This window comes from Ruania rhizosphaerae (assembly GCF_009805705.1).
GTDB classification, from domain to species: domain Bacteria; phylum Actinomycetota; class Actinomycetes; order Actinomycetales; family Beutenbergiaceae; genus Ruania; species Ruania rhizosphaerae.
In genome coordinates this window covers 99,603-120,491 of the sequence record NZ_VSMB01000001.1, presented here as the reverse complement: position 1 = coordinate 120,491, position 20,889 = coordinate 99,603, and the positions used below count along the sequence as shown (strand labels likewise).

Sequence of the window (20,889 nt, the reverse complement as noted above, 5' to 3'; positions counted from 1 at the left end):
GTGTCAGTGGGCGGTGCAAGCGTAGGGCGCATGCCACTCACCGACCTGCCCGACCATGTCTCACCTTTCGCTTTCGTTCCCGGAACGCCCGAGTACGACGGCGGAGCTCACCTCTTCCGTGCGCCCGCCACACCTGAGGTGGTCCTCCGGCCCCGCACCACCGAGGAGGTGGCCGCCGCCGTGCGTGTGTGCGTCTCGGCAGGGCTGCGGATCCAGGTTCGCTCGGGTGGGCACGGGAGCGCGCCCTGCCCTGACGGTGCCCTGATCGACCTGAGCGGGCTGGACGGCGTCACCGTGACCGGTTCAACGGCGGAGATCGGTGTCGGTGCTGTGTGGGCGGATGTGGCTGCGGCGCTTGCCCCGCACGGGTTGGTGGTCACCTCCGGGGACACCGGCTCGGTGGGTGTGGGTGGACTCGTCCTCGGTGGCGGCATCGGGTGGCTGGTGCGCACTCACGGCCTGACGATCGACTCCCTCCGTGGGATCGAGCTGGTCACGGCCGCCGGTCAGATCCGCATGGTCGACGCCCAGGAAGATCCCGAGCTGTTCTGGGCGCTGCGCGGCGGGGGTGGCAACTTCGGCGTCGTCACCCGGCTCTGGATCGAGGCAGCGCCCGCTCCGGACCTCGTGCGGGTCGAGCTCGGATATGAGCCGTCCGCCACTCGCTCGCTGATGGAGGCGTGGTGGCAGGTGATGGCCCAGGCGCCTGACACCGTCAACTCGACCCTCGCCGTCATGCCGGATATCAGCCCCCAGTTCCCGGCCGGCGGGCTGGTCGACCTGGTGCTCGAGGGCACCGTGGGTGAGGCGAGGGAGGTCGTCGCGCCGCTGCTCGCCGTCGACGGTCTGCGCTCGGAGCGCATCGAACCCTGCCGCTACGCCGACCTACTCGGCCCGACGCCACCCGAGGACATTCCCGTCACCTTCGTGGGGGGCAATCGCCTGCTGCCGGAGCTGACGAGCGAGGCACTCGATCGCCTGGCCGCCCTGGCCGCGGGCGATGCGCCGACGATGCTCATGCTGCGCGGGCTCGGTGGCGCCTTCGGCCGGGTCGGCGGCGAGGAGACTGCCTTCGCACACCGGGACGCGCGGGTGCTCGCGGTCGCGAACGCGCTGCTGCCGGCGGACGCGCCGGAGGAGGTGATCGCTGCTGCGCGCGAGGCACAGGCAGGCGTGTTCGGTCACGGCACCGGGATCTACGGCAACTTCTCTCTCGACCGGGGCCCGGAGGTTACCGCGGCGATGTATCCGCCGGCCACCCTCGAGCGGCTGCGGACGGTGAAGGCGCGGGTGGATCCGGACGGGATCTTCGCGGCGGCGCACGCGCTGTACTGAGCGGTTGTCGGGCGTGGGGCTGCCACGCTTCCACGCCCGTCCTGTGAAGACTCACGACTTAGGGAGATCGAGGCCTAACGGCGATGTATTGACGAACTGAGTTTTGATGGCTAACTTGTGGGTACTTCTCGTCGCGCATCCAACGTAAGCGGTTACGTTCAGGCGGAGCGACGTTCACACTCAGCACCGATCAAAGGAGACACGGGCTCACATGCGCGCAGACGCGAAACACTTCCGTCCAAATCGTCGAAACTTCCTGGCGCTGGGTGCGGCGACTGCCGCGGCGCCGATGCTTGGGGCCTGCGACGGCGGGGGATCGCCCTCGCTGGAATCGCTCACTTTCTGGGACATGGTGTGGGGAACAGGGGCGCCGTACACCGAGGTGGCGGAGACCATCGCAGCCGAGTACGACCCGGGGGATCTCCATCCGGTCCAATATCAATCCATCCCGTGGGCAAACTGGTACCAGACCTTCACCTCAGCGGTGGCCTCGGGCACCGGCCCGGCGGTCAGCACGGGCGCGTCATTCCAGCCGTTCTTCTTCCTGGAGCAGGGCACGGTCGCGCCGGCGGACGGAGCTATCGACCTCCTTGAGGCGGATGGGAAGGCCGACTTCCTACCGGGAATCCTCGACGCGATGAACACCGATCAGGGCTACGCGGGAATCCCGTGGGGCCTGGACCTGCGCGTCTTCTGGTACCGCGAGTCGATTCTGCAGGATGCAGGTCTGGAACCACCCACGACCTGGCCGGAACTCTTGGAAGTGGGCAAGCAACTCCGCGAGATCGACGTCGTCGGCCTTGGGCTCGCCGCCGGCAGTGACACCACGGATGCACAGAAGACGATCGTGTCACTGATGATCAGCAATGGTGGCGGACTGTTCAACGAGAACGCTGAGCCAGACGTGACCAGCGAAGCCAACATCGAGACGCTGGAGTTCGTGCTCGAACTCGTGCGCGAGGGAATCATCGACCCGCGCAGTGTCAGCTACAACTCGGACAATCTCGACTCGGACTGGGGGAGTGGGCGAGTGGGGATGGGTTTCCATCAGACGGGCCTCGATCGCGTACTGAGCGGCGAGGCCGCCGAAGACGTGCGGGTCGCGAGTCCGCTCGTGAGTCCGAACGGGCTGACCGGGTCCCTGTACTACATCAACGCGATCATGCTCTACACGGATACACCGGACACGGCTTCAGGTGAGCAGTTCGCGGCTTGGTATGCGGCCCAGACGGACAAGTTCTGGACCGATGGCGTCATGATCGACCTGCCGGTGACTGAGCGGGTGGCCGCGCTGCCTGAGATCACCGAGAACCCCAACGTGGTCAAGTCGATCGAGGAGTGGCAGCCGGTTGGGAAGACGATTGCGGCGCAGTCACCCCAGGCCTTCGGTGCTCTGAACTCGGTGGATGGGGGGCGTGCGATGGCCTCCTTCGTCCAGCGGGTCGTACAGGGTGAGAGTGAGGCGCTTCCGCTGTTGGAGACTCTTCAGGCGGATATCGAAGAGTTGATGGGCTGACAGGCTCTGGTCGCTGGGAAGCAAGCATGACGATGACAGTCCGCACTACGAACGCCACGCGCCGTGCCCTGACATTCACAGCCCTGGCTGCACCGGCATTGGTGCTGATGGCGGTGGTGAACGCGTATCCCGTCTTCTATGCCGCGGTGCAGTCCGTACACCAAGGCAATCTGATCCAGCAAGGGCCATTCGTCGGTCTGGAGAACTATGGAACCGTCCTAACCGACCCCGACTTCTGGAACGCCGCGCGATTCACCGCCATCTTCACTGTCGCAGGAGTATTGGGAAGCTGGGTCGTCGGGTATGCACTGGGGCTGGTCTTCCGGCGCTACTTCGTTGGTCGAGCGGCTCTTAAGGTTCTGCTGCTTTTGCCATGGATCGTGCCCGTGGTTGTGACGACGATGAGCTGGAACTGGTTGGTTGCCACCTCCAGCAGCCCGTTGCCTGTGCTGTTCGAGGCCGTGGGGCTCGAGGATGTGCTCTTCCTGGCGGACCCCACTCTTGCGGCGGTGATCGTGTGCCTGTTCAAGATCTGGATCAGCTTCCCATTCATGTTCGTGATGATGTCAGCCGCGCTCGAAGGAATCGATCCCACGGTGTACGAGGCGGCAACGTTGGACGGTGCGGGCAGGTGGACAGTCTTGACTGCCATCACGCTGCCACTCACCGCACGATCGGTCTACATCAGCTGGGTTCTGATGTCCATGTTCACCATCAACGACTTTCCGACGATCTTCCTGCTCACCGGCGGTGGTCCGGTTGACGCCACGACCACTCTGGTGGTGCTGGCCTATGACCGTGTGTTCCAGGCGTTCCAGCCGGGTACCGGGGTCGCCATCGCGTTCGTGATGACGGCGGCCCTCATTGCCATCTCGCTGGCTCTCTTCCGCAGCATCCGGAGGGTGCACTGACCATGACCGCACAGAAGTCCGTCACCCCCGAGCGCCTAGTGCCCGATGAACGTCCCGCACCGCGACTGCATGTGACCGTTCTGGTGAGCGTCTTCGCTGCCTTGTGCCTGTTCCCGATCGGTGTGGTGTTCTACCTCAGCCTGCGACCGCTCGTCTCGTCGTCCACGACGGGGCTGACGTTGGAGTCGTATGCCTTTGTGCTGGGTGATACTGGTGTCCTTACCTGGTTGCAGAACAGTTTGCTGGCAACCCTCACCGCCACTGCGATCTCGGTTCTCGTTGCTGCGCCGGCCGGCTACGTCATATCTCGTGGCCGCTCACGCGCCGTCTCGGCATTCTCCTTGGGAATCTTCGTTGTGCAGTCCTTGCCGGTGATCATCTTCGTGATTCCGCTCTTCATCGTCTTCACGCAGTTCCGGATGGTTGATTCGTTGGTGGGGATCACATTCATCTACGTATCGATGTCCGTCACCGTGGCGACGTGGATGATGGCGGCGTACTTCGACAGTATCCCTGTCTCGCTCGAAGAGGCCGCATGGATGGACGGCTGCTCGATATTTGGAAGCTTCTTCCGAGTCGTTCTCCGCAATTCGTTGCCCGGTATTCTGTCAACGGCTATCTACGCATTTTTGCTCGCCTGGAATGACTATCTGATCGCATTGGTGTTCCTGCGATCATCGTCGAACTTCACGCTGCCGATCGGATTGCAGACCTTCTTTCAGCAGAACGCCACGGATTGGGGTCCGGTCATGGCGGCCGCCGTGTTGATGATGCTTCCGCCGATAGTCGTTTTCGCGCTTTTGAACCGCTACTTCAGCCTGGGCGGGATCGGAGGATCGCTTGCCGGCCAGTGACGTCGAGCTGCTCACCGAGCACATGCTGCAGACTGTGATCGCTGCGGACCGGCTGGACCCGGAGGGGCGCGCGACCATCCGCAGCCTGATCTTGTCGTATCTGAGCGATGTGGCCGCCGAGCGTGGATCGAGCGCACTTCCTGACCTGAGTACTCTGCACGACGAGGGCAGCCGCATGGCGCTGGTCGCGCTGGCGGCCGACGCCGTGTATCGGCGAGGGTTGAGCGCGCCAGTCGTCGGCCCTGAGCTGAGGCCTCTGGCTGATCGTTGGCGTCCCGCGCCTCTCGCGTCCGACCCGTTCGAAGAGATCGAGCGTGTGCGTGCCGCGTGTCGCGCGGTGCCGGCGCTCGACTCCTTCTACGACGTGGTGATCGTGGGGTCGGGAGCTGGCGGTGGAACCGCAGCGCGTGAGTTCGCCACGGCTGGATGGCGGGTGCTCCTGGTGGAACGTGGGGGCCTTCCTGGGAGTGCTGAGTTGATGGGCGATCATGCGCGTTCGCCCCGTGCCTCGGCGGGCTTATATAGCTTCGCAGGGCCAAGTTCGACGACCTCAGAGCAGCGCATGGTCCCGGCGCGGGACGGTACGGAGCAGGTGCGCGCGAACGATCCCCGATGGGGGAACAATGCCATGACGCTGGGTGGCGGAACTCGCCTCTATGGTGCACAAGCATGGCGTTTCACCGCGGAGGACTTCGCGATGGCGAGCACCTATGGCGTTCCCGACGGCAGTGCGCTGCGTGATTGGCCCATCGGCACGGAGGAGCTCGACCCGTACTACGACGAGATCGAGGCGACGCTCGGCCTAGCCGGAGCGGGTGCGGTGCCCAGCGGTTCCAGGGCCGAGTGGCGGCTGCCGGCGCTGTCGGAGTCTCACATCGGGCGGCTACTGCAGAAGGGAGCCGCCCGACTGCGGTGGCCGACGACGCCGGTTCCTCTGCTGATCAACTCTCGTCCTCACGCCGGTCGACCCGCATGCATCCGATGTTCGCAGTGCGTGGGGTTCGAGTGCCCTGTGAACGCACGAGCAGGCACGCACAACACGATGATTCCTGAGGCTGCTGGAACAGGAAACCTGACCATTGCGCTCCACGCGCAAGTCACGCGCGTACTGCTGGACAGGACAGGCAAGCGGGCATCCGGAGTTCGCGTGAGTGCGAGTGGTCCGGGTGGCCCTAGCACGCGCACTATCGGCGCAGACGCCATCGTGCTGGGTGCCGGGGCGATCGAGACCGCGCGGCTGTTGCTCGACTCGGCACAGGAGGGGGCACCTCGAGGGTTGGGAAACGATAGCGACAATGTCGGACGGCACCTGCAGGGCCACCTCTACGGCGGAGCAACTGCGCTGTTCGAGGATCCAGTGGTGGATCTGGTCGGGCCGGGCCCCGATGTTGCTCTCACGCATACGCGCCATCACAACCCAGGCATCGTTGGCGGCGGCATGCTGGCCAACGAGTTCGTACCGACGCCCGCGAACACCGTCAGGTACCTCCTGGACACCGGACTGGCTGAACCAGGTTCCAGGATCGCCTCGCGCGAGATGGAGTCGGCGATGGTTCGCATGGCCCGCGTGATGGGTCCCGTCCAGGAGGTCACCACCGCCTCGGCACGGGTGCGTATCGATCGGTCACGCGTCGACGTACACGGTCGGTCCCTCGTGGAGCTGAGTGGTTCGCTGCACACCGAGGACTACCGAGTGCAGGAACGGCTGGCCGACACCGCGGTCGAGTGGCTGACGGCCGCCGGCGCGATGCGGGTGCTTCCGATGCGTGCCACCTCGGTGAGAGCACCGTCACCCAGTGTCGGCCAACATCAGGCCGGTACCTGCCGGATGGGAGATGATCCGCGGCATTCGGTCACCGATCCGATGGGGCGGCTGTGGGACTGCGAGAACGTGCTCATCGTGGACGGATCGACGCACGTCACCAACGGTGGTGTGAATCCGGTGCTGACGATTCTGGCGAACAGTCTGCGCATCTCGCGAACGTTCGCCCGAGCGTCAACCTGAACGCACGCACCGCGCGTGGTGAGCGTTGCGCCTACCATCGGCACATGCGATGGCGTTCACGAACCGGTCGGAGCGCAAGTCTGACCCGGCGCAAGCGCGGGCGGCTATGAGTAGGAACAGCTCGAGTACGAGAGCGGGCGAGGGGCGACCTCGCGGCCGCCGTCCGACCATCGAGGACATCGCTCGTGAAGCCGGCGTCAGCAAGGCCACTGTCTCGCGTTCCTTGTCGGGCGAGCCCGGCGTGTCCACCGAGCGGCGCAAGGCGATCGTGGCGCTGGCTCGGGCACGCGGCTGGCGACCTAATTCCGCAGCGCAAGCGCTCTCCCGTGGGCAGACAGGAACCCTCGGCTGGACGGTGCGCCAGACGCCGAAGACGGCGACAGTCGATCCGTACTTCCTCGATCTTTTCGTGGGAGTCCAGCTCGCGCTCAAAGGAACACCCTTCGACGTTCTCGTCAAGCTCGTCGGTAGCGCCTCGGACGAGATCCGGCAGCATACCGAGTGGGTCACGGAGCGACGGGTGGATGGCATCTTTCTTTCCGATGTCGAACGCGATGATCCCCGCCTCGGGAACCTGGCCGATAGCGGGATCGCGGTCGGCTGCATCGTCGACGATCTGACGGCCGATCAGCGCGTCACTCTGCCGGACGACCGTGTGGCACGGGTCGATCCGCGCAATGCCGAAGGGGTGGCGCTCGTGGTAGACCACTTGGTCCGCCACGGACACCGCACGATTGTCTGGGTTCTCGGGCCGGCGGAACTGGTGGCCAACGTCGAACGCCGTCGCGCACTGACGGAGTGGTCGCACCGGTCTCCAGAGCACACGCTCGTGATCGCGAACGCATCGCTGGACCGGACCGAGGGTGTCCACCGGGCCGTGCGGGAGGTCCTGGGCCACGACGCCACCGCTGTCGTCGTCGACAACGACGCGATCGCCAGCGACACGATCACCACCCTGAGGGCCTCCGGCCTCCGCGTACCGCAGGATGTCGCGGTGGTGTCCTGGCTCGGCTCCCGGGAGTCGCAAACGAGCGAATCGCCCATCACGGCGCTGGAGTATCGGGTGACGGACGTCGGCGCCCGCTGGGCCGCGGTGATGATGCGAACTGCGTATCCGACCTTCGACTCGCTCGGCGCTGTCACCGAGCCGCGCGTCGAGCCCCCGGCCCTGACAGTGGGCTGGTCCAGCGACGTGCATCGCGCCGAGTGAAGCGCTCGAGGGTGGGGTCCTGGTTTCGCGCGAACCATCTGGCAGGCGTGTTCCGCCACGGCACCGGAATCGACGGCAGCGTCACTCTCGACCGCGGCCCAACTGATTGACATGCAAGTCGATGCTTGCCTATTGTCGTGGTGGCGCCACACAGCGCACAGACCTCACCGTGACCCGTCCATCGATCGGAGCCCTGTCATGCACGCAACGCCGTTCCTCACGTTCCCGCCTGGCGGCAGCTGGGGGGCTGCCGACGCGATGAACGCCTACGTCGACCTCTTCGGGGGTCACATCGTGACCGACCGCCGTCGCGGTGCCGATGAGCCGGGTGAGGAGGGGAGCGTGCTGATGGCCGAGTTCGTGGTTGCGGGGCAACGATTTCGCTGCAGCGACAGTGCAGTAGCACATGAGTGGACGTTCACGCCCGCGGTGTCCGTCTGGGTGGACTGTGCATCGCGCGAGGAGCAGCAACACGTCTTCACCACCTTGGCACGAGAGGGGAAGCAACACATGCCGCTCGACGACTACGGGTTCGGGCCTTTCGGCTGGGTCGAGGATCGGTTCGGCGTCAACTGGCAACTCGCCGTCACCGAGAAAGGGTGAGCGATCTGTCCGCAGTCGGCCGGCCCTGCGCCGGTCTATCCGGGCGTGAGGTTCCGGGTTGTCAGGAGGGTGCCAGGTGTGCCGGGAACCCACCCGTCGCGATCGGGCCCCAGCGCGTGATGGTGAGCCGCAACAGCGATTTGCCCTGACGCACCATCGCCTCGCGGTACTCGTCCCAGTCCGGGTGTTCCCCGGCCACGGCCCGGTAGTACTCCACCAGTGGCTCCACCGAATCCGGTGGGTCGATGATCTCACCGACACCCTCCACCTGCACCCAAGGGCCGTTCCACTCGTCGGAGAGCACGCACACGGCCACCTGCTCGCGGGCGCGCACGTTGTTGGCCTTCGCCCGGTCCGGATAGGTCGAGACCACCAGGCGGCCCTCGCTGTCCAGGCCGCAGGCCACGGGGGAGAGCTGCGGTCCGCCGTCGGTACGGAGAGTCATCACGATCCCGCGATGCCGGGGCCGCAGGAACTCCTCCAGCTCGGCTCGCCCCACTCGGGTGTTCGTCGCGATCGCCATCAGTCTGCACTCCCTCGTCCTGTCGTGGTGCCGCAGCGGTCTCGCCACGGCGCGGTGAGATCGTCCACCTCAGCCACCGCACCGGCCACCTCGCCGCCGTCGAGAGGCCACAGGTCCACGCCCACGTCGAGCTGCGAACCGGAGCCGTCGGTGAACACGATGCCACGCAATGGGGCGACATCGCGATAGTCCCGGCCCCAGCCGATCGTCACGTACCGGCTGTCGACCACCTGGTCATTTGTCGGGTCCACCTGCACCCATCCGCCATCAGGCAGCCAGACCGCCGCCCATGCGTGCGAGGCGTCCACCCCGCGCAGCTTCGGCTTCCCCGGTGGTGGACGGGTCTCGATGTAGCCGGAGACGTACCGTGCCGCCAGGCCCATCGACCGCATGCACCCGATGAGTAGGTGGGCGAAGTCCTGGCAGACCCCCTTGCGCCCGGCGAGCACCTCCGGCAGTCGCGAACTGACCGAGGTGGAGCCGGGGGCGTAGGTGAAATCGGTGTTGATGCGGTGCGTCAGCTCCATGATGACCTCGACCAGCGGGCGCCCGGGAGTGAAGGACTCCTGGGCGTACTCGCGCACACTCTCGTCGGTGTCGACCATCGCAGAAGGTAACCGCGCATCGGCGATCGCCACCACGGTGTTCGGGTTGTCCCGGCTCGTACCGGGTGCACCCATCCGGATCGTACGCACCAGCTGGGCGACCTCCTCCCAGCCGGTGGTGGGCAGGCGTGCGATGTCGCTGCGGCGCCGACCCGTGGTGATCACCGCGTGGCTGACCACCCGTAGGACCTCGTGCTCGGTGGTGACATGGAAGAACCCCGACCGGTTGCCGGCGAAGTCCCGGTGCTCGGCGACCACGTCCGGGACTGGGTCGATCACCAGCCCGCTGCTGTGCACCTGCTGACCCCCACCGGGGCGTGGCAGCAGCGTGGCCCGGCCGTAGGAGGATGTCACGGCCGCTGGATACCGGTAGGTCGTGGTGTGCGTCAGGCGATAGTGCCGGGACGTCTCTGCCGCGCGCGGCTGGGGTGCGCTTGCCTCGCGGGTGCTCATGAGGTCACTTCCTCACGGCGGGGAACCCAGGTGCCGGCGGCGTCGGCCCACTGGATCGGCACCGGGTGGGCGAAGTGCACCCGGGCGATCTCCTCACCCAGATCACGCAGTCGCCAGTCCAGCGATTCCAGCAGCTCCGCCAGCCTGCGGCGGTCACCTGCGGGGTCCGTGGCGGCCAGAGCGGCCGTATCCTGCTCCGCCAGCAGATCGCCCAGGTCCGCCAGCAACTGGTCGCGCACCTGGGCGTTGTGCGCGGCCGTCGGCAACGAGTCCAGGTCTGTGCGCAGCGTGGTGAGCTGGTGGGCGAGCGAACGGGGGTTGCGGGTGTCCATCAGCAGCAGCTCGAGGAATGCCTCCAGCCGCGCCGTCGTCTGGGAACGCCGCCGGTAACTGATCACCGACTCGTGTGCGATCAGCACCGACTCCAGCACCATCGAGTCCACCGTACGATCGCGCCGCACCGTCACCGTGGCTGCCAGCACCTGCACCAGGTGCTGGGCGCGTTCGAGCCGCCGGCCCACGTCCATCAGGGCCCAGCCGACATCGCGCATCATCGCCTCGCCGCCGATGCCGGCGAGGGCGAGCAGTGCCTCCAGCGTCCGGGTGAGCACCCCGTCCAGATCCAGCTCCGGTCCGACGGTGCGGGCGCGCCGCGACCGGCCCCGAGCGAGGGCTCGCTCGGCCGCCGACAGCGCGATCCAGGTGTCTGCGGAGAGTTGGTCGCGCACCCCGGTCGCCGCGCGTACCGCGTGGGTGACGGCGAAGGCGATCGAGCCCGGTTGCCGTTCGTCCAGCACCACGTCATCCAAGCCGGCGTCAGTGGTCACGCCAGCCAGCGCCGTCATCAGGATCTCCAACGACCGGCCGCCCGCACTGTGCGGGGTCAGGTGGTAGTCCTCCCACCGGTCGGCCACTGCGCGCACGAGCCGGACGGTGGCCTCGGCACGCTCGCTGTAGCGACCGAACCAGAACAGATCCTCCGCAGCGCCGGGGGAGATCGCCGGCACGCTCGGGTGGTAGGGGGCGCCGTCATCGGTGAGCCACGGGTCCTGCACCGGCTGGGGTTCGGCGGAGAGGATCCACACGTCCTTCGCGGCTGCACCCGCCATGGGCGAATGTGGCACACGGTCCTCGTGCTGTTCGTCGAGCTCGACCCGGGCGAGCCCGCCGGAGAGCACCTGATAGCCCGAGGGCCGGGCTAGCGCGAAGGTGCGCAACGTCGTCGGACGGGCCTGCAGGCTTTTCGACCCGATGGTCGGGGTGGTGGAGGCGTCCACCGGCTCCTGCCCCACCCACCGGTGCGGATCCGCCGCGATCATGGTCGCCAGGTCGGCCCGCTGGGCCACCGTCAGTTCCCAGCCGTTGCGCCGGTACCCACCCGGGACGGTCTGCCGGATGACCAGGCGTTCCAGGTTGGCGATCACGTGCGAGCACATGCTGCGCTCACCGCACCAGTACGTCGCGGCGGAGCCGAGCAGCAGCTCTTCACCGAGGACCTGCCGGCACAGGCGCGGCAGGAACGTCATCAGGGCGGGATTCTCCAGCACACCGGCACCGAACGGGTTCACCACGGTCACGGCGCCACTGCGGGCGGCCTGCACCAGGCCCGGGACGCCGAGCACCGAGTCGCCCCGCAGGTCCAAGGGGTCGCAGAACTCGGCGTCGACCCGCCGGATCAGCACGTCCACCGGTTCGAGGCCACCCAGCGAGCGCATCCACAGCCGGCCACCGGAGACGACGAGGTCCTCACCCTCGACCAGGGGCAGGCCGAGCATGGTGGCGAGGTAGCCCTGGTCGAACGCCGTCTCCGAATACGGTCCCGGGGTGAGCAGTGCGATGCGCGGAGCATCACCCTCGGCCGGCGCGACCTCCTGCAGCGCGGTCCGCATCGCGTGGTAGAACGGCCCCATGCGCCGGATCCGGGCCTGGCGGTAGGAGCCGGCGAGCACCTGCGAGACCACGCGCCGGTCCTCCATCGCGAAGCCGAGGCCCGACGGTGCCTGGGTGCGGTCGGAGAGGGCAACCCAGGAGCCATCGGCGTTACGCGCGAGGTCAGCCGCATAGAGGAACAGCTGATGGGGACCGGGGATGGTGATCCCCTCCGCAGCCCGCAGGAACCCCGGGTGGGCGAGTACCAGTTCCGGCGGAAGCGCCGCGTCACCGATGAGGCGCCGTTGACCGTAGAGGTCGGTGAGGATCGCATCCAGCAGCATCGCGCGCTGGCGCAGAGCGGTCTCCACCTGCGCCCACTCCAGCTCGTCCAGGATCACCGGCAGGGGGTCGAGCAGCCAGGGTGAGTCGATGGCGGCAGCGGCCTGGCCGGTCGAGCTCGCGGCCGTCCCACCCGGTCCGGCAGCACCTGGCGTCTGAGTGCCGACATCGCCGCCGGTGCCGAACCGGACACCGTGGTCCTCCAGGAGGAGGGCCACTTCCTGACGGCGTTCGGCCAACTGCTCCCAGGACTGCACCTGGGCGAGGTCGGCCATCTGGTCCCAAGCGGCGCGCGCTGCACCGGTGGACTGCAGCATCTCGTCGTGCCCCGGGCCCGCGGCACGGTAGGAGGCGAGGAGGTCGGCCACCGTGCTCACTCTCTCCCGTCGGATGACCCGAGTGTATGTCAATGGTAAAGGCTGTGGAGCGTCGATGAGGAGAGTTGGCAGAGAATTGACTCGGAGGATGGTGGTGCTCGGCGCGCACCTCAGCGCGCCAGACGGCGGCGGATCTGCGCCAGGTCCGCGGGTGGCATGGCCTCGGCGACGCCAGGGTGCAACAGGTGGGGCAGTAGCTCGGAGTGGGTGGTCAGGGCCCGAAAGCAGGTGGCCACACTCACGTCGTGCTCGGGGTGGTGAGTGACGGTGATCTCGTCGCCGGCCGTGATGGCACCGGGCTCGATCACGCGCAGGTAGGCGCCCGGTTCGGCGGCCTGGGTGAATGTGCGGATCCAGCCCTGCTCACTCATCCACCCTTGGAACGTGCCACAGGGGATCCGCGGGCAGGAGACCTCCAGGAGCACATCAGGGCCGATCCGCCACTGCTCGCCGATCAGCGCGCCGTGCACGTCCAGGCTCGAGGTGGTGAGATTCTCGCCGAACACGCCATCGGTGAGTGGCCGACCGAGCCGCTCGGCCCATGCGTCCAGCGATTCGCGCGGATAGGCGTACACGGCCTGATAGTCGCCACCGTGGTGCTCCACATCATGGGCGCGATCCCCCTGCAGCCCGACGGCGCCGGTGCCCTTCGGTCCGGGGGCGCGGACTGCGACGGGGCCGCTCACCGGGCGTTTGTCGATCCCCGTGGTTCCGGTGCCCTTCCAGGGGTTGGCGCGGGAGACGCCGACGATCACCGAATGCACGAGTGCCATGGTGGCGATGCTGTGCGAGATGTGGACGGCGACCTCCGCGCTCCTGGCCATCGGACACCGAGACCTGTGCGGGGCGCCATACTGGCCGGGTGCACCCGCTCCCCGGGCCGATGGTCGCTGCCGCCGAGGCCGTGATGGCCCCGCACCGCCCCGCCGAGGTGGTCCGCGCGGCCCGCGCCCTCAGCGATCGGTACCTGGCGGACCGCCCGGCGCGCGAGCCGATCATGGATTCCGACCTGCGTGCCGCCGCGTATGTGCTGACCCGGATGCCGGCGACGTTTGCTGCGGCCCGGCTCGCGCTCGACCAGGTCGTCGACGCTGTTCCGGATCTGCAGCCGCGGGCGGTCGTGGACCTGGGCGCCGGGACTGGGGCGATGAGCTGGGCAGCACTCGATGCGTTCGACAGTGTGGAACGGGTGCGGGTGGTGGACTACTCGGTTGCGGCGCTCGCGCTGGCGGGGCGGCTGCTGGCCGACTCCGGTGCCGCGGTCGAGCACGAGGTGGCGCGGCTGGGCCGCAGCGATCATGTCGAGGATGAAGGGCCGCCATGCCGTCACCAGGCGGATCTGGCCCTGGCGGGCTACGTCCTGGGTGAGCTGGACGAGCAGGCCAGGGACGCCGTCGTGGATCGGCTGGCGCGCAGTGCCGGCACGGTGCTGGTGGTGGAGCCGGGTACCCCGGCCGGCTACGCCCGCGTGCTCCGTGCGCGCGAACGCCTGATCGCTGCCGGGATGAGGATCGCCGCGCCCTGCCCGCATGAGCTGGACTGCCCACTCGGACCGGGAGATTGGTGTCACGCCGCGACCCGGCTCGAACGTACGGCCGCCCACCGGCAGGCCAAGGGTGGTTCGCGCGGGTTCGAGGATGAGAAGTTCTCCTACGTCGCAGCCACCCGGCTCCCGGTGCAGCCGGCCACGGCCCGGGTGCTGCGCCATCCGCAGGTGCGACCTGGTCATGTGCGGCTGCAGCTGTGCGAGTCCGACGGTCGGGCGCGTGAGGTGACCGTATCCAAGCGCGACAAGACGGCGTTCCGGGCTGCGCGGAAGGTGGCGTGGGGGCAGGCATGGGATCTTTCAGGCGAGGACGCCGACCAGGGGTAGGAAGCGTTCGCCGCACTGAGAGGTACGTGCTGGGGCGGCGTGTAGCAGGCTCCGCTTATCCGTGCGATCTCTCAGACTCGAGTGCCGGTCGCCCGCTGCCCGCTCGCTTCCCCGCCCGACCGGCCGCCCTCCTGTGGCGGGAGTGCCCGATCAGTTGGACACTGGTGGTCAGCCGTCTGCTGGAGGTGTCGAGAATGTCCGCCACAGGGTCGATGTCTGCGTCGATGCCGATGCTCGCGAGAGGCCGCCACCGCAACCCTCGCCGAGGCGCGTGCTTTATGGAACTCGCCTCGTTCCTAGCGGGTGAAGCCTGGAGCGATGCGCCCGCCTGTACCGATGAATCCCTCGCCCACCTGGCCCGACTGGTGAACGACCTCACCAGCGATGCAGGTCGCCCGCGCTTGGCGGCGCTCATCCCCGGGGTGATCGGGCTGCGTGATCTCGGGCGCGGGCTCGAGGACGAGATCGCGTTGATCGCGGCGATCCACGCCCTGCCCGTGGCGTCGGAGTCCCGACAGCGTGCCCTGGCCGTCGGCATCGGCCGCACGGTGGGAGACTTCGGTCGCTACACCACTTCGGCGCAGCCAGCAGTGGTGGGGTGGGCGCGCGCGAAGCTGGCGGAGTACGCAGCCTTGCGCCACTGGGCGACGACCTTCGCTCGACGAATGGCGCGCCCGGATGTGCGGGACTCCTCCGCGATCGCGATCACGGAGATCGCCGTCCGGGGAATCGCGGAGGCCTGTGTGCCCGATCCGGACGAGCGGCTGCACCGGCTGCTCGAAGAGGTCATCGCACACAGTCGTGCCCGGGCTGGGCTCGCCGACCACGAAGTTCCCACGCTCGAGCCGCACCAGTGGCGACCACTGGTGCGGACTTCCTGACTGACCTCGAGCGTGTTGCCTGCGCGAGAGGAGGATCGGCCCTCGGCGTGAGCCGGTCCCAGGTCGCTGACGCCGATCGCGTCGGCCAGGCATAGGTTCGCCCGCACACCCTCAGCGGATGCGCGGGCGGAGGTGAGTCTGCGGACTGTCCCGGTCCGCGTCAGCGACGCGGACCGGGACCATCTCAGTTCGCGCTACGGCGGCGGATGACCGCGAATGCGGTACCGGCCCCCACCAGGAGCAGCGCGAGAGCGGCGATCGGCAGCACCGAGGAACCGGTCGTGGGCAGCGGTGCCACCGTGTCCGTCGTCGTTGTCGACTCCGGCGAGGTGACCGGGTCGCCGCCAGGTGTGGAACCGATCGCGGTGGCAGTGTTGCTGAGCTCACCACCAGTGAGGTCGGCCTCGACCACCTCGTAGGTGGTGGTGCACACGACCTCCTCGTCCGGAGCGAGGGCAGCAGCCGCTGCCGGGCAGGTGACCGGCTCCAGCTCGCCGGCACCGGTGAACTCGCCCTCATCGATCGTGACGTCCTCGATCGTGACGTTGCCGGTGTTGGTCACCAGGAACTCGTAGGTGATCACGTGACCGGCTTCTTGGACGCTGGCCGTGTCGGAGGTCTTCACCACACTCAGCGCCGGCTCGGCCGGCGGCGGGATCGTCACAGTCGACGGCGGCGACTCGATCGGGATCTCCCCGCCCGGTGGGAAGCCGGTGGCTGTCGCGCTGTTCTCCACCGATCCTGCCTCGATGTCCTCCTGCGTGAGGGTGTACAAGGCGGTGCACTCGAAACTGTCACCCGGAGCCAGGCTCTCGCCGGCGCCGTCGGGACAGGTGAGCGGGCCGAGTTCACCGCTGCCGGTGAACTCACCCTCGACGACCTCCACCCACGTCTGGGTGACGTTGCCGGTGTTGGTCACCAGGAACGTGTAGGTGATCTCCTGGTCGACCACGTAGGAGTCGACCGTCGCCGGGTCGGCCGTCTTGGTGATCGTCAGTGCCGGAACCGCCGGGATCTCCACGCCGGTGGTCGAGGGCTCCGAGGTGATCGGCTCCTCCGCCCCGGTGGGTACACCGCTTGCCGTGGCTGTGTTCGCCACCCAGCTCGCATCGACGTCGTCCTGGGTCAGGGTGTAGGTGGCGGTGCACACCGTCTCGTCCCCGGCCGTGAGCTCGGTGACCGGGCAGGTGGCGGGCTCGGAGAGCAACGGGTCCTCGATCGCGATGTCGCTCAGATCCACCAGGCCGGTGTTGGTGACAGTGAAGTTGTAGTGGACGAGGTCACCGGCGTCGGTGAGGCCGTTGCCGTTGGCGTCCTCGATCGAGGCGACCTCCTTCTCGAGCTGCACCTCGGGGACGGCGCCACCGGAGGTGCTGGTGTTGTTCTCCTCGTCCGGGTCCTCCTCGTTCGCGGAGACGGTCGCGGTGTTCTCGACCAGCGTCTGCGGGTCGAGGTCGTCCGGAACCTCAGCGCTGATGGTGAAGTCCACCGACGTGTCGGCCTCGGTCCGTCCGCCGATGCAGGTGAAGGTCCCCTCGGCCACGGTGCAGTTCGGCTCGTCCGTGTCGGGGTTGAGCAGCATGTCCGGGATCGTGTCGCTGACGGTGAACCCGGAGGAGTTGCCGGGGCCGTGGTTTGTCACGGTGATGGTGTACTCGATCGTCCCACCAGGCACCAGCGCTGCCGGGCCGGTCTTGTCCACACTGAGGTCGGTGGGCTGTCCGGGTGAGGCGGCGCCGTCGTTGTTGGTGCTCGAGGGGCCGGGCCCGGTGCTGACCACTGTGAAGGTCGGGGCGTCGGCGTCCGGGTTCTCGACCTCGAGCTGCATCACGGTCCCGGTGGCGTTGAACGAGAAGCCGAGGTTGCCGTTGCCGAAGGTCCAGGCGGCACCGGCGATCGCGAGGTCTGCCGAGAACACGTCAGGGAAGTAGGTCACCTCGCCGGTCGCAGGATCGGTCCTCGTGATCGCACCGCTGCCCGCTCCCCAGAAGTAGCCATCGAGCAGCGCGAAGTCGGGTCCGCCGAGATCGCCGTACATCGGCTGGTCCAGCTCGATGGTGTCGACCAGGTTGCCGGTCGAGACATCGATCACCTGCAACTCCTCGTTGCCAGACACTGCGCTGTAGTACAAGCCGTCGTCGCCGAAGGCGCCGATGATCGACGTGCTGTAGGTCTCCGTCCCCACGCGGGTCAGGGCACCTTCCTGCCCGATACGGATCAAGGACCCCTCGGGGAACTCCTGGCTGTCGTCACTGTTGACCATGGCGTACAGGTAGTTGTCGCCGGTGTTGTACGCCAGCGCGTTGTAGGTCACCGGCGACGTGGGGCCCTCGGTCTGGAACTCCACCTCGCCGTCGGCATTGGTGATCGCCTGGTAGAGCCCCGTCGGCTGTCCCTGGCCCACGAAGACCAACGGATCGGCTGCGTCGAACGGATCGCCCGGAGCAGCGCTCGCGGGCGTGGCCGCCCACGGCGCCGTCGTTCCCAGCGCGGCCGCCACGAGGGCGACGAATGCGAGAAGCGCTCCACCGCGGGCGGGCCACCGCCGGTCTGTCCGGTTGTCTCTGACTGCATGCGGTGCGCGCGGCATCGCATCCTCCCCCGAGGCTCGTGCGGCTGTTCGGCCGCTGATGGTCTAGTACCGAGTGCTACCCAACCGCATCCGCCCCCATCCTGTCCAGGCGTTCAACTTCGCAACTCTACGAATGTTCAGCTGGTGGACGATGTGTCAGGGAAGCTGGTGGATCGCGAACGGCAGAACGGGGCCGGCGCCGGTCGCCTTCAGCAGGTGTGCAGCGACGGTGACGGTCCATCGGGTGCGGATCGTGTCGTCCACGAGCAGGACCGGCCCGTGCAGCTCCACACCGTCGACCACGCTCGTTCGCTCGAGCAGTTGTGAGACCCGTACGCCCGAGGCTGCCTCGTCCGACGGCGGCGGCCCGCTGACCTGCAGTGCCTCCACCACAGGCAGGCGGCCCACCTGGGCGAGGTGCTCGGCAACGGAACTCACGAGCCGGGGGTGCCGCCTCGACGGCATGGGGACGACCGCCGTCGGGCGTTGCCAATGAGGTGCCCACCGGCGCAGCGTGGCGACCGCGGCCTGCAGGATCTCCGGCGGCGCCTGCTGGTCCTCAGCCCACAGTCGCGCCAGCACATCTGACCAGGCGGGGTCGTCAGCGAAGGCGATGGCTCGCCCTTCGGCGATGATCGGGCCGATCTTCCCGCGTACGCCCTCGAGGCGAGACGGCCATAGCTTGCGGGGCTCGACCCTGCTGTCCAGGCCGCGGAAGTGCTGGCGGGCGGTGGCGACCAGGTCCTCGCTCGGGCGGGCGCCAGGAGGAGGCAGGTGCCCGTCGCAGACCGAGCAGCGACCGCACGGGCGCGGATCGGGATCGTCGAGCGCCTGCTGCAGGAACTGCATCAGGCAGCCCTCGCCGTGGGCGTACCGGCGCATCAGATCCGCTTCGTTCGCCCGGACCTGCCGCAGCGACGACCACTTCTGCTCATCGAAGTGCCAGGGTCGGCCGCTGGCAGCCCAGCCGCCGCGCACTCGCTCGACGGCGCCATCGACGGCGAGGATCTTCAGCTGGGTGGCCAGGCGTCCGGGCCGGATGCCCGTGGCGGTCGAGATCGCCGACTCCGACACCGCCAGCTGACTGCCGGACTCGTCCACGCCTCCCTCGCGGGCGAGTACCTCCAGCACCCGGTCGACCTGCTCCGGGTCGGGGATCCCGGCCGTGGCGAAGTACTCCCAGATGCGTTCATCGGCATCTGAGGGCACCAGCACCGCAATGGCGTTGTCGAGCGCACGGCCGGCGCGTCCGACCTGCTGGTAGTACGCCACGGGTGAGGCGGGCGAGCCGAGATGCACGCAGAATGCGAGGTCGGGCTTGTCGTAGCCCATCCCGAGCGCCGACGTCGCCACCAGCGCCTTCACCTGGTTGTCCCGCAACCGGTCCTCAAGCTCGGTCCGGTTCTCCGTCTTGCCGGTATAGGCGGCCACGTCCAGCCCCTGGGCCTGCAGGAACCCGGTCACGCGCTCGGCCTCGGCGACCGTCAGGGCGTAGACGATCCCGGAGCCGGGTAGCTGCCCGATCGCCTCGGCCACCCAGGCGTAGCGTTCCAGGGGACTCAGCCCCGGGACGACGGCCAGACGGAGGGAAGCGCGGGCCAGCGAGCCCCGCAGGGTGACGGTCGCCTCCCCCAGCTGGGAGGCGACGTCCTCGGTGACTCGTGCGTTCGCCGTCGCCGTGGTGGCCAGGACCGGTGTGCCGGGCGCGAGCTGGAGCAACGTCCGCGTGAGCCGCTGGTAGTCGGGCCGGAAGTCGAACCCCCAGTCCGAGACGCAGTGTGCCTCGTCGATCACGAGCATCCCAGTGCTCGCCAGCAGCTGCGGGAGGCGCTCGGCGAACCGTGGATTGGCGAGTCGTTCGGGGGAGATGAGCAGGACGTCGATGTTCCCAGCGGCGAGGGAGGCCAGGACCTCGTCCCACTCCTCGATGTTCGTGGAGTTGATCGTGGCGGCACGCAGCCCGGCCCGCTCGGCCGCGGCGATCTGGTCCCGCATGAGCGCCAGCAGTGGTGAGACCACCAACGTGGGACCGGACCCCCGGGAGCGCAGTGCCGCCGTCGCCCCCCAGTAGACCGCGGACTTGCCCCACCCCGTGGCCTGCACCACCAGCACCCGCCGGCCGTGGTCCACCAGCTCCGTCACGGCCCGCTCTTGATCCGGGCGCGGGGCAGCGTCGGGCCCGGCCACGGATCGGATGGTGGCGGCGAGGAACTCAGCGGTGGAAGTCATCACCTCCATCCTGCCTGCTGCCGGTGACACCCGTCAGCGTCTGTCCACAGCACTGCTCTGGTGGGCGGCTAGCGGTGTTGCGTCTGCTCGATGAGCTCGCGTGCGGTCGCGATGCTCCGCGATGCCGCTATCGGGTCGATACGCGCGAGCGCGAAGGCTGCGACGATGAGGCCGGTCGTAGTGTCGGCCAGCTGGGTCACCTCTGCCGGTTCGGCAGTGGGGCGATGTGCTTCGATTCCGCGGGTGAGTGCCTCGTGTAGCTCTCGGCGATACTCGGCGATGACTGCTGCGACGTGCGCGTCCTGGGCGATAGGAGCCCCGGCCGTATTGACGAGGAGGCACCCGTTGGTCGCGGGCATGGAGTCCGCACGTGAGAACGCTTCGCCTAGTCCGGTGAGGTAGGTGATCACGGCGTCAGGTTCGACGGGCTCGCTCTGCATCGGCCGCAGCCGCGGGCGGATCACCTCATCCAGATAGCTCTGCACGGCTGCGTCGAACAGTCCCCGTTTGGAGCCGAAGGCGTTGTAGATGCTGGAACGGCTCAGACCTGTGGCCGCCTCCAGATCGGGGACGGAGGTGCCTGAGTAGCCGGAGTGCCAGAACGTCGCACGTGCTGCTCGCACCACGGTGTCGCGATCGAAGCTCTGTGTTCTGGCCATGATCTTCCCCACTCCACTTTCTAGACTGTTCGATCCAGTATATACTGAACCGAACGTTTCAGAATCGGTCCA

16 protein-coding genes are annotated in these 20,889 nt (G+C 67.9%); 9 read left to right on the top strand and 7 right to left on the bottom strand.

The window, feature by feature from the left end:
- Positions 1 to 30 precede the first annotated feature (30 nt).
- The 7 genes from FV560_RS00515 to FV560_RS00485 all read left to right on the top strand — a co-directional run bounded on the left by FV560_RS00515 (position 31) and on the right by FV560_RS00485 (position 8,434).
- Positions 31 to 1,335: an FAD-binding oxidoreductase gene (locus FV560_RS00515; protein WP_159618209.1), complete on the top strand. Its 1,305-nt coding sequence runs from the start codon at positions 31 to 33 to the stop codon at positions 1,333 to 1,335.
- A 211-nt stretch (positions 1,336 to 1,546) separates the two neighbouring features.
- Positions 1,547 to 2,851, top strand: a complete 1,305-nt coding sequence (locus FV560_RS00510) for an ABC transporter substrate-binding protein (RefSeq protein ID WP_159619295.1) — start codon at positions 1,547 to 1,549, stop codon at positions 2,849 to 2,851.
- A 26-nt stretch (positions 2,852 to 2,877) separates the two neighbouring features.
- Positions 2,878 to 3,762 (top strand): carbohydrate ABC transporter permease, encoded by an 885-nt coding sequence (locus tag FV560_RS00505; RefSeq protein WP_159618207.1) that lies wholly within the window; start codon positions 2,878 to 2,880, stop codon positions 3,760 to 3,762.
- A gap of 2 nt (positions 3,763 to 3,764) precedes the next feature.
- Positions 3,765 to 4,616 (top strand): carbohydrate ABC transporter permease, encoded by an 852-nt coding sequence (locus FV560_RS00500; protein ID WP_159618205.1) that lies wholly within the window; start codon positions 3,765 to 3,767, stop codon positions 4,614 to 4,616.
- The gene (locus FV560_RS00495) at positions 4,603 to 6,621 is read left to right on the top strand and encodes a GMC family oxidoreductase N-terminal domain-containing protein (RefSeq protein WP_159618203.1); all 2,019 of its coding nucleotides are present in this window, start codon (positions 4,603 to 4,605) and stop codon (positions 6,619 to 6,621) included. The genes FV560_RS00500 and FV560_RS00495 overlap by 14 nt, the downstream gene beginning before the upstream one ends.
- A gap of 49 nt (positions 6,622 to 6,670) precedes the next feature.
- Positions 6,671 to 7,831 (top strand): LacI family DNA-binding transcriptional regulator, encoded by a 1,161-nt coding sequence (locus FV560_RS00490; protein ID WP_159618201.1) that lies wholly within the window; start codon positions 6,671 to 6,673, stop codon positions 7,829 to 7,831.
- A 198-nt stretch (positions 7,832 to 8,029) separates the two neighbouring features.
- On the top strand, positions 8,030 to 8,434 hold the full coding sequence (locus FV560_RS00485; RefSeq protein WP_159618199.1) for a VOC family protein: 405 nt from the start codon (positions 8,030 to 8,032) through the stop codon (positions 8,432 to 8,434).
- Between the two features lie 61 nt (positions 8,435 to 8,495).
- Here the strand turns inward: FV560_RS00485 and FV560_RS00480 are convergent, their stop codons facing one another.
- From FV560_RS00480 to FV560_RS00465, 4 genes are all read right to left on the bottom strand, one after another.
- Entirely contained in the window at positions 8,496 to 8,957 is a 462-nt protein-coding gene (locus FV560_RS00480; protein ID WP_159618197.1) for a PPOX class F420-dependent oxidoreductase, read from the bottom strand.
- Positions 8,957 to 10,015 carry a transglutaminase family protein gene (locus FV560_RS00475; protein ID WP_159618195.1) on the bottom strand — a complete coding sequence of 353 codons (1,059 nt, stop codon included), beginning with the start codon at positions 10,013 to 10,015 and terminating at the stop codon, positions 8,957 to 8,959. The genes FV560_RS00480 and FV560_RS00475 overlap by 1 nt, the downstream gene beginning before the upstream one ends.
- Complete coding sequence (locus FV560_RS00470; RefSeq protein ID WP_159618193.1) at positions 10,012 to 12,594, bottom strand: circularly permuted type 2 ATP-grasp protein; 2,583 nt, start codon at positions 12,592 to 12,594, stop codon at positions 10,012 to 10,014. Before FV560_RS00470 ends, FV560_RS00475 begins: the two co-directional genes overlap by 4 nt.
- Before the next feature lie 119 nt (positions 12,595 to 12,713).
- Positions 12,714 to 13,376 carry an MOSC domain-containing protein gene (locus FV560_RS00465; RefSeq protein WP_159618191.1) on the bottom strand — a complete coding sequence of 221 codons (663 nt, stop codon included), beginning with the start codon at positions 13,374 to 13,376 and terminating at the stop codon, positions 12,714 to 12,716.
- Positions 13,377 to 13,465: 89 nt separating this feature from the next.
- Here FV560_RS00465 and FV560_RS00460 point away from each other — a divergent pair, with 89 nt between their 5' ends.
- Entirely contained in the window at positions 13,466 to 14,476 is a 1,011-nt protein-coding gene (locus FV560_RS00460; protein ID WP_159618189.1) for a small ribosomal subunit Rsm22 family protein, read from the top strand.
- Between the two features lie 278 nt (positions 14,477 to 14,754).
- Positions 14,755 to 15,357: a hypothetical protein gene (locus FV560_RS00455; RefSeq protein ID WP_159618187.1), complete on the top strand. Its 603-nt coding sequence runs from the start codon at positions 14,755 to 14,757 to the stop codon at positions 15,355 to 15,357.
- Between the two features lie 184 nt (positions 15,358 to 15,541).
- On the opposite strand, the gene FV560_RS00450 is transcribed toward FV560_RS00455, so the two are convergent.
- The 3 genes from FV560_RS00450 to FV560_RS00440 form a co-directional block, all read right to left on the bottom strand.
- Positions 15,542 to 17,947 (bottom strand): DUF7507 domain-containing protein, encoded by a 2,406-nt coding sequence (locus tag FV560_RS00450; RefSeq protein WP_159618185.1) that lies wholly within the window; start codon positions 17,945 to 17,947, stop codon positions 15,542 to 15,544.
- A gap of 138 nt (positions 17,948 to 18,085) precedes the next feature.
- On the bottom strand, positions 18,086 to 20,158 hold the full coding sequence (locus FV560_RS00445; RefSeq protein WP_159618183.1) for a RecQ family ATP-dependent DNA helicase: 2,073 nt from the start codon (positions 20,156 to 20,158) through the stop codon (positions 18,086 to 18,088).
- A 68-nt stretch (positions 20,159 to 20,226) separates the two neighbouring features.
- Positions 20,227 to 20,817: a TetR/AcrR family transcriptional regulator gene (locus FV560_RS00440; RefSeq protein WP_159618181.1), complete on the bottom strand. Its 591-nt coding sequence runs from the start codon at positions 20,815 to 20,817 to the stop codon at positions 20,227 to 20,229.
- Positions 20,818 to 20,889: the final 72 nt, after the last annotated feature.

Coding starts and splice junctions, on each gene's coding strand:
- FV560_RS00510 (WP_159619295.1), top strand. CDS start 1,547: ATGCGCGCAGACGCGAAACACTTCCGTCCAAATCGTCGAAACTTCCTG.
- FV560_RS00490 (WP_159618201.1), top strand. CDS start 6,671: ATGGCGTTCACGAACCGGTCGGAGCGCAAGTCTGACCCGGCGCAAGCG.
- FV560_RS00480 (WP_159618197.1), bottom strand. CDS start 8,957: ATGGCGATCGCGACGAACACCCGAGTGGGGCGAGCCGAGCTGGAGGAG.
- FV560_RS00440 (WP_159618181.1), bottom strand. CDS start 20,817: ATGGCCAGAACACAGAGCTTCGATCGCGACACCGTGGTGCGAGCAGCA.
- FV560_RS00465 (WP_159618191.1), bottom strand. CDS start 13,376: ATGGCACTCGTGCATTCGGTGATCGTCGGCGTCTCCCGCGCCAACCCC.
- FV560_RS00515 (WP_159618209.1), top strand. CDS start 31: ATGCCACTCACCGACCTGCCCGACCATGTCTCACCTTTCGCTTTCGTT.
- FV560_RS00475 (WP_159618195.1), bottom strand. CDS start 10,015: ATGAGCACCCGCGAGGCAAGCGCACCCCAGCCGCGCGCGGCAGAGACG.
- FV560_RS00505 (WP_159618207.1), top strand. CDS start 2,878: ATGACGATGACAGTCCGCACTACGAACGCCACGCGCCGTGCCCTGACA.
- FV560_RS00445 (WP_159618183.1), bottom strand. CDS start 20,158: ATGACTTCCACCGCTGAGTTCCTCGCCGCCACCATCCGATCCGTGGCC.
- FV560_RS00450 (WP_159618185.1), bottom strand. CDS start 17,947: ATGCCGCGCGCACCGCATGCAGTCAGAGACAACCGGACAGACCGGCGG.
- FV560_RS00485 (WP_159618199.1), top strand. CDS start 8,030: ATGCACGCAACGCCGTTCCTCACGTTCCCGCCTGGCGGCAGCTGGGGG.
- FV560_RS00500 (WP_159618205.1), top strand. CDS start 3,765: ATGACCGCACAGAAGTCCGTCACCCCCGAGCGCCTAGTGCCCGATGAA.
- FV560_RS00455 (WP_159618187.1), top strand. CDS start 14,755: ATGGAACTCGCCTCGTTCCTAGCGGGTGAAGCCTGGAGCGATGCGCCC.